Consider the following 13231-nt stretch of genomic DNA (forward strand, 5'->3'; position numbering starts at 1 on the left):
TGAGGCGCTACCAGGCGCTAAGCCTGAAGCGCCCGGGGCGCGTGCCCTGGGCTAAGCGGCCAGGCGTCAGCTGGCCAGCGCCTGGCCGGTGACCGCCATGGCGGTTCCCGGATCATCGATGGTGAAGCCGCAGGCACAGCGGTAGGTGACGATGCTGTCCGGGACGGACCCGGGACGCAGTGAAACTACGGTGTTCCCGTCAACGTACACGGGCTGCCGGACCGGAAGCTCATCATGGTCGACACGCTGCATTGGCGTGCGGCAGTGCATGCGCGAATTCAGGGTCATCAACAACCCTGCGTCCACGGGTACGGTTGTGGACAAGAGCTGCCCAGCTGCCTCGGTGCGCTCCCCAAACGCCGTCAGCCGGTGTTCCATTGCGGTGGTCATGATGTTCTTCCTTGGGCTTCTTCACGGAACCGCCGGCATTGGCAGCCCCGCCGCGAACTGCTTGCGGAGGTTCATTTATCACCGTAAGCAAAGCATGCTTACTATTTGTTGCACAAGTCGGAACAGCCCGGAATGCGGTCGTGGGGACCGCGCGAGGATACGTTTTCCTGGTCAGCTGCGCTGCCACTGCCAGGCATGCCAGAACAGCAGGAAAACCAGGGTGGCAAAGCCGGCGAGAACCACCTGCGGAGCGAACGTGAACACGACGTACGCGAGCGGGATTGCGCCGGAGGACGGCCCCATGATCATCGGGCCGCTCAGCAGCGGTGCTGTGCCGCCGGCAATCATCGCAGCAGCCAGCAGCCACAACAACACAATGAAGGGATTGGGTGCGGACCAGGACCGTTCCGTCCCGGCGGCTTCGGGGCCCTCCGTCTCAGGCGGTACCGGGTTCCCGTCCCTGTCCACTTCACGGAATCCGAGCGCTCCGGATGGTTGCTGGTCCATGTTTCCCCCTTCACGGCAGCAGCCCGGTACTGCGGCGTTACCAGCCTAACGGCCCACACAGCCGTCTCTCTGGCTAGGCTTGCAGCATGACGCCTACCAGCACTCGAACCACAGCACTCGTTACTGGCGCCAGCGCCGGCCTGGGCCACGAATTTGCCGAGCAGCTCGCCGCCCAGGGGCATGACCTGGTCCTGGTGGCGCGCAACGCGTCCCGGCTTGCAGAAACAGCGGAAGACTTCCGGCGGCGGCACGGCGTCACGGCTGAGGTGCTTCCTGCTGACCTGACGCAGGACGACGACGTCGCCGCCGTCGTCGAACGCCTCGAGGACGCCACGCGGCCGGTGGGGATCCTGGTGAACAACGCCGGGATCGGCCTGCTGCACAACTTCGAGGACAACCATGCAGCCGAGGAGAGGCGCCACCTGAAGCTGCATGCGGAAACGTCCATGGTGCTTACCCACGCGGCACTCAGGGGAATGCTGGAGCGCGGGGAGGGCAGGATCATCAATGTGGCCAGCGTCGCCGCGTTCCTGCCGCGCGGAACCTACTCGGCGGCGAAGGCGTGGCTGGTGAGCTTCAGCCGGTGGGCAAACCTGGCCTATCGAAAGCGGGGCATTAAGGTCACGGCCGTCTGCCCGGGCTTCACCCACACGGAGTTCCACGACCGTATGGGGATGGACAAGTCGGTGGCTCCGTCCTGGACGTGGCTGCGGGCGGAGCGGGTGGTCAGGGAAGGCCTGGCGGACAACGAACGCGGCAAGGCGGTGTCCGTCCCCTCCAAGAGGTACAAAGTGGTTGCCGCAGTGGCCAGGGTGGCGCCTGCGCGGCTAATGGCCGGGCCGGCGCGGAAGCCGAAGTAGGCCGGAGCGCCTGGCAGGGAGCCCGGGAAGCGCCTTCCGGGGCCGGGCACCGGACCTGCGGACGGCCAGCACCACGAGGATCCCCAGCAGCGCGCCCACCAAGGTCTCTACGGCCCGCTCGAGGATGAGGACCCGCGGTTCGGTGGGGGAGGCCAGCTGGGTTATCAGCAGGATGACCGGGGTGAACCAGACCATGGCCAGGCCATAGTGCCTGGTCATGAACAGCTCCGTGGCGAACTGGAAAAGGATCACCAGCAGCGCCAGCACCACGGCCCGGTGTCCCGGCTCCTGAAGCGCCGGGTAGACCGCCGCCAGGGTCCAGGGTCCCGGAATGATGACGACGGCGGTGACCGCCAGTCCCAGGAACGTCCCGACGATGCGGTGGACGCCCCGCCGGACGCTGCTGGGCAGGTCTGCTCCGGCCAGGGGGACGGCGGCAGCTGCCATGGCCCAGTGCGGGTGGCCGCTGCCGCTGATGACGCCTACGGTCCCGGCGGCACCCACCGCCAGCACGTACCGTGCAGCGTGGACTGACAACTCCCTGCGCCCCGCCGCCGAGCGGCGCGGCACGCTCCGGGTGGCCCCTGGCTCCCAGGACCTCCGGCGCATCCAGCCGCTGAATCCGATCAGGATGGAAAACACTGATGAGGCCACCGCGATGAGCATGGCGGCGTACCAGGGGACTGTGGTGGGAACGGAAGCGCAGGCGCCGAGGGCGAGGATTCCAAAGAAGGGCCCGTTGGGTTTCAGGCGTACCCTGTCCGCATATACCGACCCCACTCCGGCCAGGGTCGCTTCCACTGCCACCAGCCACCAGGAGTGGATGTGGTTGATGGACAGCGTTACTCCCACCACCACGCCGGTGAGCAGCACCAGGGCGCCCTGGCCCTGGTGGCGGAGCCGGAGCTGGTGCGGTTCCGAGCGGCCGTACATGCCGGTGAGCGCGCCGAATACGGCGTAGATGATGAGGTCGGTGCGGCCGGCGGCCAGCAGGAGCAGCGAGGGGACCGCCACGCTGAGGGCCACCCGGAGCGCGGCAAGGTGGTCGCCGTTGGCAGGTTCCAACCGGTGAAGCGCGCGTAGCTGCTCCACAACGCGCTTCATGTCCCGACCTGTCCTGTTTTTGTTGATGTACTGCGGCCCGAAGGCCCTTGCGACCGTATCACCGCGTCCCATGCAGAGCCACATGCCGCAGTCACGGGAGGACATCCGGCCGGCACGCAAAGGCCCGCCCAGCGTGCTTCCCCCAAGGAAGCACGCGGGACGGGCCTGTGAGCGTGGGCTACAAGAGTGCCCGGGAGGCTGGGCCTATGCCCCGGCCGGAACCCCGCGGTGTGCGTGGGGATCGGCGCCGTCCTGGGTGTCGAACGGCAGTTCGTCCAGGTTGATCAGCGGGTTCTCGTCCTGGGTCGCCACCAGTTCCTTCGCCTCTGCCTCGGTGTCGACGCTCGGCATCGATCCCGGGAGCGGCCGGTTGGCGGATTCCTTCAGGAAGTAGATGGCCACGGCGCCCACCAGGGAGGTGGCCATCAGGTAGTACGCGGGCATCATGTCGTTGCCGGTGGCCCCGATCAGCGCGGCCACGATGAACGGGGTGGTCCCGCCGAAGATGGCTACGGCGAAGTTGTAGGCAATGCCCATCGCTCCGTAACGGCTGGAGGTGGGAAACTGGGCCGGCAGTGCCGATGCCAGGTTGGCCACGTAGAAGGTCACGGGGAAAGCGATCAGGGCCAGGCCGGCGAGGGTGGACCAGATCTGCCCAATACCAATCAGCATGAAGGCCGGGATGGCCAGGACGATAGTACTGACGGCGCCGATCCAGAGCACGGGACGGCGGCCAATCCGGTCGGAGAGCTTGCCGGTCAGCGGGATGCAGAGGCTCATGACCACCAGGACGGGAATCGTCAGCAGTGTGCCGTGCACCTCGTCGTAGCCCTTGGAGTCGGTCAGGTACGTGGGCATGTAGGACGTCAGCGCGTAGCCAGCGGTGTTGGCAGCGGCCACAACAACCATGGCCACAATGATGGGGCGCCAGTAGGCCTTGACGATCCCCACGGGTCCCTTGGCCGTTGCGGCGTCCCCGGCGGAGGCGTTCTTGGCGTTTTCTTCCTGGGCGTCAAGGGTGGCCTGGAACTGGGGCGATTCCTCGATCTTGCTCCGGAAGTACACGGCGATCAGGCCCAGCGGGCCGTCAACCAGGAACGGGATGCGCCAGCCCCAGTCCTCCATGGTGCCCTGGCCCAGGGTCAGCTGCAGGACGGACACCAGGGCGGCGCCGATGGCGAAGCCGAGGTAGCTGCCCAGGTCCAGGAAGCTGGCGAAGAAGCCGCGGCGCTTGTCAGCGGCGTACTCGCTGACGAACGTGGTGGCGCCGGCGTACTCGCCGCCGGTGGAGAAGCCCTGGATGACCTTGAGGAGCACCAGGAGCGCTGCAGCCCAGAGGCCGATCTGGGCGTATCCGGGCAGGAGGCCGACGGCGAACGTACTGGCCGCCATGATCATCAGCGTGGTGGCCAGGATCTTCTGGCGGCCCATCTTGTCGCCCAGCCAGCCGAAGATCACCCCGCCCAGGGGACGGGCGATGAAGGTGGCGGCAAAGGTTCCCAGCAGGAACAACGTCTGGGTGGTGGGATCGGATTCAGGGAGGAACACCGGGCCCATGGTGGTGATGAGGTAGCCGAAAACGCCTACGTCGTACCACTCCATGGTGTTGCCAACGATCGTGCCGCCCAGTGCTTTTTTGAGCATGGGCTGGTCCACCACGTTGACATCGGATTCCTTGAGCCGACGGCGTGGCAGCAGCCTGGGCTTCTTGGCAGCCGTGGGGGCTGCAGGGTCGGTTCCGCGGGCGTTCCTGGCGCCTGCTGAAGAGTCGGTCATGCTTCGGTCTGTGGGCATTTGGGCAACTCCTGTGGAGGTCATTTGCTTGCGACTTGTAGCTGCCCCGCTCCGGGCAGGCCTTCAATTTTACGGGATTCCTCTAGCGTCGGAGCAGTTTGATGGCGTAGCATGCTCCCTTTTGTGCCCAATTTGGGGCCGGTTCTGAAAATTTTTCCCCCGGCTTTTCCCGCGTGATCACTGGGAAGCAGGCTGATGAACAGCGGCGTTACCAAAAATTTTCCAAAATGCCCCGTTTCAACCCCGCTCCCGAGGGAAACCGGCCGCAAAAAGTGACCGCTGCCACGGTCCCCGGAGGGGGTTCCCAGCAGCCTCGGACGTGCCTATGGTAGAGCGGTGAACGCACTTCTTTCCGGGCAGTAGTCCGCGCGCCCGGGCGCTTTCGCCGGCATTCGTTTCAAGGAAGAACGAAGAAAAGAAGGGAAGAACCACATGGGTGAAGAATCCAGCCAGTTCCACATCAGGCCTGAGGTGGCGGACCACCTTGCGGCAGCCATGGATGCGCCTGTGGCGCCCGGCCCCGCGGCTACGGGTGCCGTTCCGCTGGCAGGGCAGGGCGGGTGGCCGGACGGCATGGGAAAGCGGCGGCACCCGAAGGACCAGGGCTCCGGCCATGGGCGGATGGGTCACGAGGCCGCAGTGACGGCTGTCCACCGCACCGGCCGGCCCCAGATGCCGCACTCCTCATAGCTGCTGGCCGTCGCCTGGACCCAGCAGGGCGACGCGCGCTGTCCATATCGACACGGAAATTACCTGGCGCCCCCGGAATATGGGGGCCGCCAGGTAATTTGCGCGTCGCGGACCCGCAAGCGCGTCGAAAAGCGTGCGCCCCGCCGGGCTTAGCCTTCGCGGACCACGTCCGACGGGTCCTTGTCCAGGCGCCAGCCCCGCCACCGTGGATGCCTGAGCCTGCCCGGCCCCGTCCACTCGCTGTAGGTCACCTCGCCCACGAGCTCCGGTGACACCCAGTGGGCGTCGGCGGAATCCGGCCGGGGGACGTCGTGGAAAGGTGAGGTTTTCCGGCCCAGGCGTTCCACCGTCTGGCGGAGTTCCGTGAGCTCCCGGCCGCTGAAACCGGAGCCGACGCGCCCCACGTACTGCAGCTTGCCGCCGTCGGGAATGCCCACCAGCAGCGATCCCACGGTGTCCTGCCGCCCGCCCTTTCCCGGCCGCCAACCGCCCACCACCACTTCCTGGGTCTGTTCCGTCTTGAGTTTGATCCAGGTCCTGGTCCGCTGCCCGCTCACGTAGCGGCTGTCCGTCCTCTTGGCCATCACCCCTTCAAGGCCGAGCTCCTGCGCGCTGTCGAGGAGGAGGTCCACGGATTCCTCGAGCACCATGGACAGGTCCACCGGGCAGTCGGAGGGACGGAAGAATTCCTCCAGCCGCTGCCGCCGTTTGCTGAGCGGCAGGCGCCGGAGGTCCTTGCCGTCGTCGAAGAGCAGGTCGAACAGCATCAGCTGGACCGGGATCGAGGTGCGGGCTTTGGCGACGTCGGCCGCCCGGGTAAGTTTCATCCGCCCCTGCAGCAGCCCAAAGTCAGGCCTTCCACCGGGCCCGACGGCGATGATCTCACCATCGGCCACGAACGGCTGCCCCGGCCAGCACGCCCGGTCCGTGAACTCGGGGTAGGTCCTGGTGACGTCGTTGCCGTTGCGGGAGAAGATCCGGACCTTTTCACTGTCCGCCACCAGCAGTGCCCGGACACCGTCCCACTTGAGCTCGTACTGCCACGTGCTGCCGTGCAGGTCCGCAGTGCTGCCGGAGGTCGCCATCATGGGGGCGTACTCCAGCGGGTCGGCAAGGGCGCTCAGCGTTGCTGCGGAAGCCGCGGACGGCTCTTCACCGCCGGCGTCCTGCGAAGGTTCCGGCACTGCGCGGGCCGCCTGCCGTCGTCGTCCGCCTTGCTGCTCCTGGTCCATCAGGTGGATGAGCCATTGGTTTTCGGCGTCCTTCCCCTGCCCGCGTCCGGTGTGGATGAGGGCCACCTTCCTGCTGCCGCCCAGCCCGCCGCCCTCCGATCCCGTCAGGGTGACGATGACTTCCTTGCCGTTGATCCACTTGTGCAGTTCGTAGGTGCCGGTGTCCCAAATGGTCATTTCACCCGCGCCGTACTGTCCCTTGGGGATGGTGCCGTGGAAGGTGAGGTAGTCCATGGGATGGTCCTCGGTCTGCACGGCCAGGTTGTTCTTGCCGCCGGACTCCGGGACGCCCTTGGGCAGGGCCCAGGATGCCAGGACCCCCTCGTGTTCCAGCCGGAGGTCCCAGTGCAGGCGGCTGGCGTGATGTTCCTGGATGACAAAGCTGTTGCCGCCGGCCGGGATCCCCGCGAACGGTTCGGGGGTCGCCTTGGGGTCGCGCATCGAGCGGTACCTGCCCAGCCGGGCGTCGCCGTCGTGGTGTGCGTCCCCCTGTTCCGGGCTGCCGGTTGTCCCACCCGCCGCCGCGCTTGCCGCAGCGTTGACGACGGCGGCGAACGGGTCCTTGCCGTCCCGCACCCGGCGCAGCACCTCCTGGTAGTCCAGGTGCTTCAGCGTGGGAGACTGGATTTCCCGCCAGGTCCGCGGGGCGGCCACCATGGGCGTGGGCCTGCCGCGAAGCGAGTAGGGGACCACCGTGGTTTTTGCGGCGTTGTTCTGGCTCCAGTCCACCAGCACCTTGCCCTTGCGCAGTGACTTCTTCATGTCGCTGACGGCGAGGTCCGGGTGGTCGGCCTCGAGTGCCCGGGCCAGTTCGCGGGCGAAAGCGGAGATCTCTTCCGAGGTCTGGGTCCCGTCCAGTGCTGCATACAGGTGGATGCCCTTGCTGCCACTGGTTACCGGCACCGGGTCCAGGCCCACGTCCTGCAGGATGTCCCGCGCCAGGAGGGCCACTTCGCGGCATTCCGGCAGCCCGGCGCCCTCGCCAGGGTCCAGGTCCAGCACCAGCCGGTCCGGATTGAGCTGGTTGCCGTGCGAATCCACCCGCCACTGCGGCACGTGGATTTCGAGGGAGTTGATCTGGCCGAACCAGGCCAGCGTGGCGGCGTCGTTGACCAGGGGGTAGTGGATGGTCCGGTCCTTGTGCGTGATCGCTGCCCGGGGCAGCCAGCTAGGCGCTGAGTCCTCCAAATCCTTCTGGAAGAACACCTCACCGGGCTTGTCCGCGGTGCCTACTCCGTTGACCCACCGCTTCCGCGTGGCCGGGCGGTTGGCGGCCGCCGGTATCAGGACGTGCGCCACCGCAGCGTAGTAGGCCAGCACGTCCGCCTTGGTGGTGCCGGTCTCCGGGTAAATGATTTTGTCCAGGTTGGTCAGCGTCAGTTCGCGGCCCGCCACCCGGACACGTTCCCGGCTACCTGCCATGGGGCTTCACCTCCGGCCCGCTCTGATGTTGACTGTAGGAATGAGAGCCATCTGGAAAGGTGCCATCGCGTTCGGCCTGGTCAACGTGCCCGTGAAGGTCTACAGCGCCACTGAGGATCATGACATCAGTCTGCACCAGGTTCACAATGCCGACGGCGGCAGGATCCGCTACCAGCGCCGGTGCGAGGTCTGCAGCGAAGTGGTGGACTACTCGGACATCGAGAAGGCGTTCGAGGAGGACGGCCGCACGGTGGTGCTGTCCAAGGATGAGCTCAAGTCCATTCCTGCTGAGAACAGCCACGAGATCGAAGTGGTGCAGTTCGTGCCGTCGGAGCAGCTCGAACCCATGATGTTCGAGAAGAGCTACTACCTGGAGCCGGACTCCAAGTCGCCCAAGGCCTACGTGCTGCTGCGCCGCGCGCTGGAGGACACGGACCGGGTGGCCATCGTCCAGTTCGCGCTGCGGGAAAAGACCCGGCTGGGTGCCCTGCGCATCAAGGACGACGTCCTGGTGCTGCAGTCCCTGCTCTGGCCCGATGAGGTACGCGAGGCCAACTTCCCATCGCTGGACGCCGATATCAGGATCTCCGCCCAAGAACGGGACATGTCCGCGGCGCTGGTGGAATCCATGGCGGCCGACTTCGAGCCCAGCTCCTTTACGGATGAGTACCAGGTGCAGCTCCGGCAGCTGATTGACGCCAAGCTCGAACAGGGCGAATCGCTGGACACGGAGGAAACGTTCGGCGTCGAGGCCGGCGAGGGCGGCAAGGGCGAGGTCATCGACCTCATGGAGGCCCTCAAGCGGAGCCTGGACCGGAAGCGCGGCGGCGGGGAAGCCGCCTCCGCCGGTGGAGAATCCGACGACGAAGCGGACGCAGGGAACGAGGAAACCGAAGCTGCCAAACCTGCGGGCAAGCGGGCCGGCACCAAGGCGGCCGCGTCCAGGACGGCGGCAGCGAAGACCGGCACGGACGATGCCAAACCAGCCGCCAGGTCATCAGCGAAGTCCACATCGGCTTCCGCCAAGACCACGGGAGCAAGATCCACAGCGTCCAAGTCGACGACAGCCAAATCCACGACAGCCACATCCACTGCAGCCAAGTCCACTGCAGCTAAAACAACCGCGTCCAAGTCCTCCGGCACGGGCCCGGCGGACACCAAGACGTCCGGCACAAAGGCTGCGGCAAAACCGGCGGCCAAGACCACCAGGGCGCGCAAGCCGGCCTGACCGGCAATCGGTACGGCATTCCGGAGGGGCCGGTAGCCGGGCCGCGCTTTCGGAAAACGTGCCTTTACAGCGGCCTCCAACGCGCCCACAATGAGTCGCATCGCAGCCTCCGCTGTGCCAACGGCGCGCTGCCACCCATTCCGGACGGACATGTAAAGGGGCGCGGACATGAGCCAGCAGACGGATGCAGTGGAGGATGACCGGGAGCTGAAGAAAAAGCACCGGGCCATGTGGGCATCAGGGGATTACCCCGCCCTCGCGGACGAGATGCTCCTGGAACTGGGCGCCGTCCTGGTGGAGGCCTGCGGCATCAAACCACGCCAACGGGTCCTGGACGTTGCGGCCGGAACCGGCAACGCGGCCATCCCGGCAGCCATGATGGGGGCCAAGGTGGTGGCCAGCGACCTTACTCCTGAACTTTTCGAGGCAGGGCGCAAGGAGGCGGCCAACCGTGGCGTCAGCCTGGAGTGGCAGGAGGGCGACGCCGAAGCCCTGCCCTTTAGTGATGCGGAGTTCGACGCCGTGATGTCCTGCATCGGGGTGATGTTTGCGCCGCACCACCAGGCGGCCGCGGACGAGCTGCTCCGGGTCTGCAAGCCGGGAGGCTCCATCGGGCTGCTCAGCTGGACGCCGGAAGGATTCGTCGGTCAGATGCTGGCCACCCTGAAGCCGTTTGCCCCGCCGCCCCCGCCCGGCGCCCAGCCAGCGCCGCTCTGGGGGAGCGAGGAGCATGTCCGCGAACTGCTGGACGGGAGCGTCACCGACGTTCACACCCGCAAGCAGAACCTGGCCGTCAGGAGCTTTCACCAGCCCGCGGACTTCGTTAGGTATTTCAAGTCCCACTACGGCCCCATCATCTCCGTCTACAAATTCCTGGGCGAGGACCGGGACAAGGTCCAGGCGCTGGATAAGGCCCTCACCGATCTTGCTGATTCCTTTGGTGATGCGCACGGCGACAGCCCGTTCCAGATGGAATGGGAGTACCTGCTCTTCACGGCGAAGAAGGCCTGAGCCATGGCGGGAAACCACGTGGCTACATCCGTTGCCACCATCAACGCCCGGCCGGAGCGCGTGTGGGAAGTGCTGACCGATCCCGCCGCAGTGAAGGAGTTCATGTTCGGGACCACTCTGGAGACGGACTGGACGGTGGGAAGCCCCATCACCTGGCAGGGCGTGTGGGAGGGAAAGACGTACCAGGATAAAGGCCGGATCCTGGCCGTGGAGCCGGGGCGGAAGCTCGTCCACACCCATTTCAGTGCCCTGTCCGGCCAGGAGGACAAACCAGAGAACTACCACACGCTCGAATGGACACTCGAGGACCAGGGCGGCGCCACCCGGCTGACGCTGGCCCAGGACAATAACCCCACGGAGGAAGCCGCCGCGCACTCGAAGGGTATGTGGGACAAGCTCGTGGCGGATGTGAAGGCACTCGCCGAGCGCGGCTGACTGATGCCCGCCCGTGCGGGCGGACGGTTAAAACCAGGCGGCCGCCGTCGGGCGTATCCCTTGGGAGGGAAAGCCCGACGGCGGCCGCCGGCGTTGTGCTGCCTGAGGCAGCGAAGGTGCTACTCGGCGTCGTGGTCCGTTTCGAGGATCTGCACCAGGCGCTCCAGCGCATCGTCTGCGCCGGCACCTTCGGCGCGGAGGACCACCACGTCGCCGTGTGAGGCGCCCAGGCTCATGAGGGACAGGATGCTGGCTGCATCCATGGCCTCGTCTGCCGGCTCGCCTTCACGGGCGATGGTGATGTCCAGGTCGAACTCTCCGGCTGCCTCGGCAAAGATAGCGGCGGGGCGGGCGTGCAGGCCCACGCGGCTGGCAACTGTTGCTGTGCGTTCTGGCATTTTTGCTCCTTTGTCTTTCGGCGTGCTGATCGTTCAGCGCCGGGAAGGTCTGTGGCTGAACCGGCTCAGACGGTTACGGGAACCGGTTCAACCGTATCAACGGTCTTCTTGACTGCCCAGCGCTTCAGGGCGATGACCGAGAGGGCGGTGACCACGACGCCGACGATGATCGAAACAACGAACATCAGGAAGTTGTCGATGGCGAAGAAGACGAACAGGCCGCCGTGGGGTGCCTTGGATCCGACGCCGGCAGCCATCGAGATGGCTCCAGTCACCGCACCGCCCAGCATGCTGGCGGGGATAACGCGCAGCGGGTCGGCCGCGGCGAACGGGATGGCGCCTTCGGAGATGAAGGACGCGCCCAGCAGCCAGGCTGCCTTGCCGTTTTCCTGCTCCGCCAGGCTGAAGAGCTTCTTGTTCAGGACGGTGGACGCCAAGGCCATGGCCAGCGGCGGAACCATGCCGGACGCCATGACGGCTGCCATAATCTGCCACGGGGCCTGGTTGTCGATGGTTGCGGCGCCGAGGCCGGCGACGGCGAAGGAGTAGGCAACCTTGTTGACCGGGCCGCCGAGGTCGAAGCACATCATCAGGCCCAGGATCACGCCCAGGGCGATGGCACCGGCCCCGGTGAGGCCGGACAGCCAGGAGTTCAGGCCGTTGGTGATGGCGACGATGGGGCCGCCCAGGATTACGAACATCAGGCCCGAAGCCACCAGGGAGGCCAGCAGCGGGATGATCACCACGGGCATCAGGCCGCGCAGCCAGCGTGCCACCTGCAGGCGGCCTACCACGTGGGCGATGTAGCCGGCCAGCAGGCCGCCCACGATGCCGCCCAGGAATCCGGCACCCATGAACCCGGCAACTGCACCGGCGACGAAGCCGGGCGCGATGCCCGGACGGTCAGCGATGGCGTAGGCGATGTAGCCTGCCAGCGCCGGAACCAGGAACCCGAGTGACAATGCGCCGATCTTGAACAGGACCGCCCCGAGGTAGGCACCCAGCGGACCCCACGCGTTGTCGGGGAACTCGGTGGGCAGGTTGAACAGGCTGTTCTGGACCACAATCGTGTCCGCGTACTTGGTGATCAGGTAGCCGCCCATGAGGAAGCCAAGGGCGATCAGCAGGCCACCGCCGGCCACGAACGGAATCATGTAGCTGACACCGGTCAGGAGGGCTTTCTTGAGCTTCTGCCCAATGTGCTCGCCCTTTTCCTCGGCCTCGTGCTCGGCCTGTTCCTCGGCACCGAAGTGCGGGACGCGCCGGGCGTGGGGGTTGTCGGCCGCGGCGAGGGCTTCCTGGACCATCTTGTCCGGTTCGTCGATGCCGCGCTTTACCGGGGCGTTGATGACGGGCTTGCCGGCGAAGCGCTCCTTACCGCGCACGTCCACGTCAACAGCGAAGATCACGGCGTCCGCCGCGGCGATGACGGCGGGGTCCAGTGCCTTGGCTCCGGAGGAACCCTGGGTCTCCACCTGCAGGTCAACGCCCACTTCCTTGGCGGCTGCCACGAGGGAGTCGGCTGCCATGTAGGTGTGGGCAATGCCGGTGGGGCACGCGGTGACGGCCACCAGGCGCTTGGGTCCCCGGGCGGCGGAACCTGCGGATGCCCCTGCGGGGGCACCCACAGCGCTGGCACCGGCTGCGCCTACTCCGGCGCCGACCGGAACTGCATCGGCCGGAGCCGCTGCGGCGTGCGCGGCGGGCTTGTCCGCCAGCGCGCCGTCGACGAGTTCCACAATTTCTTCCTGGGAGGACGCGTTGCGGAGGGCCGCGGTGAAGTCCTTTTTGATGAGGGACCGGGCGAGCTTGGAGAGCAGCTTCAGGTGCTCCTGGTCCGCTCCGTCGGGAGCGGCGATGAAGAACACCAGGTCAGCGGGGCCGTCCTTGGCGCCGAAGTCCACCTTCGGGTTCAGGCGGGCCATGGCGAGGGTGGGTACGGTGACGGCGGCAGAGCGGCAGTGCGGAATGGCGATGCCGCCGGGGATGCCCGTGGCGGTCTTCTGCTCGCGGGCGAAGGCGTCCGCGAAGAGTCCTTCAACTTCTGATGCGCGTCCGGTGGCAGCTACCTTGCTTGCCAGATGCCGGATCACCGTCTCGGGGGCGTTGCCCAGGTTCTGGTCGAGCTCGACCAGGTCCGTGGTGATGAGCTGGGTCACT

12 protein-coding genes are annotated in these 13231 nt (G+C 66.6%); 5 read left to right on the forward strand and 7 right to left on the reverse strand.

Annotated elements, in window-relative coordinates:
* Nucleotides 1-66: 66 nt before the first annotated feature.
* Nucleotides 67-390, reverse strand: a complete 324-nt coding sequence (locus tag NMQ03_RS02170; protein WP_255174193.1) for a hypothetical protein — start codon at nucleotides 388-390, stop codon at nucleotides 67-69.
* 171 nt (nucleotides 391-561) lie between these two features.
* Nucleotides 562-897, reverse strand: coding sequence for a hypothetical protein (locus tag NMQ03_RS02175; protein WP_255174194.1), 336 nt, complete (start codon nucleotides 895-897; stop codon nucleotides 562-564).
* Between the two features lie 86 nt (nucleotides 898-983).
* On the opposite strand from NMQ03_RS02175, the gene NMQ03_RS02180 reads away from it, so the two are divergent.
* Complete coding sequence (locus tag NMQ03_RS02180) at nucleotides 984-1757, forward strand: SDR family oxidoreductase (protein ID WP_255174195.1); 774 nt, start codon at nucleotides 984-986, stop codon at nucleotides 1755-1757.
* Here the strand turns inward: NMQ03_RS02180 and NMQ03_RS02185 are convergent.
* Together NMQ03_RS02185 and NMQ03_RS02190 are read right to left on the reverse strand one after the other, a co-directional pair.
* Nucleotides 1725-2861: an FUSC family protein gene (locus NMQ03_RS02185; protein ID WP_255174196.1), complete on the reverse strand. Its 1137-nt coding sequence runs from the start codon at nucleotides 2859-2861 to the stop codon at nucleotides 1725-1727. The genes NMQ03_RS02180 and NMQ03_RS02185 overlap by 33 nt on opposite strands.
* 204 nt (nucleotides 2862-3065) lie before the next feature.
* On the reverse strand, nucleotides 3066-4655 hold the full coding sequence (locus NMQ03_RS02190) for an MFS transporter (RefSeq protein WP_255174197.1): 1590 nt from the start codon (nucleotides 4653-4655) through the stop codon (nucleotides 3066-3068).
* A 432-nt stretch (nucleotides 4656-5087) separates the two neighbouring features.
* Here NMQ03_RS02190 and NMQ03_RS02195 point away from each other — a divergent pair, with 432 nt between their 5' ends.
* A complete protein-coding gene (locus NMQ03_RS02195) occupies nucleotides 5088-5345 on the forward strand; it encodes a hypothetical protein (protein WP_255174198.1) in 258 nt (85 codons plus the stop codon).
* A 149-nt stretch (nucleotides 5346-5494) separates the two neighbouring features.
* Here NMQ03_RS02195 and NMQ03_RS02200 read toward each other — a convergent pair whose 3' ends face one another.
* Complete coding sequence (locus NMQ03_RS02200) at nucleotides 5495-7999, reverse strand: ATP-dependent DNA ligase (protein ID WP_255174199.1); 2505 nt, start codon at nucleotides 7997-7999, stop codon at nucleotides 5495-5497.
* 40 nt (nucleotides 8000-8039) lie between these two features.
* Between NMQ03_RS02200 and NMQ03_RS02205 the strand changes: the two genes are divergently transcribed.
* From NMQ03_RS02205 to NMQ03_RS02215, 3 genes are all read left to right on the forward strand, one after another.
* The gene (locus NMQ03_RS02205) at nucleotides 8040-9227 is read left to right on the forward strand and encodes a Ku protein (RefSeq protein WP_255174200.1); all 1188 of its coding nucleotides are present in this window, start codon (nucleotides 8040-8042) and stop codon (nucleotides 9225-9227) included.
* 168 nt (nucleotides 9228-9395) lie between these two features.
* Nucleotides 9396-10238, forward strand: a complete 843-nt coding sequence (locus tag NMQ03_RS02210) for a class I SAM-dependent methyltransferase (protein ID WP_255174201.1) — start codon at nucleotides 9396-9398, stop codon at nucleotides 10236-10238.
* Between the two features lie 18 nt (nucleotides 10239-10256).
* Nucleotides 10257-10673: an SRPBCC domain-containing protein gene (locus tag NMQ03_RS02215; protein ID WP_255174202.1), complete on the forward strand. Its 417-nt coding sequence runs from the start codon at nucleotides 10257-10259 to the stop codon at nucleotides 10671-10673.
* A gap of 119 nt (nucleotides 10674-10792) precedes the next feature.
* Here the strand turns inward: NMQ03_RS02215 and NMQ03_RS02220 are convergent, their stop codons facing one another.
* Both NMQ03_RS02220 and NMQ03_RS02225 read right to left on the reverse strand, forming a co-directional pair.
* Nucleotides 10793-11071: an HPr family phosphocarrier protein gene (locus NMQ03_RS02220; protein ID WP_015935750.1), complete on the reverse strand. Its 279-nt coding sequence runs from the start codon at nucleotides 11069-11071 to the stop codon at nucleotides 10793-10795.
* A 65-nt stretch (nucleotides 11072-11136) separates the two neighbouring features.
* Entirely contained in the window at nucleotides 11137-13230 is a 2094-nt protein-coding gene (locus tag NMQ03_RS02225; protein ID WP_255174203.1) for a fructose-specific PTS transporter subunit EIIC, read from the reverse strand.
* Nucleotide 13231 lies beyond the last annotated feature (1 nt).

Origin of the sequence: Arthrobacter sp. DNA4, assembly GCF_024362385.1 — a bacterium.
In the GTDB taxonomy this organism is placed as follows: domain Bacteria; phylum Actinomycetota; class Actinomycetes; order Actinomycetales; family Micrococcaceae; genus Arthrobacter.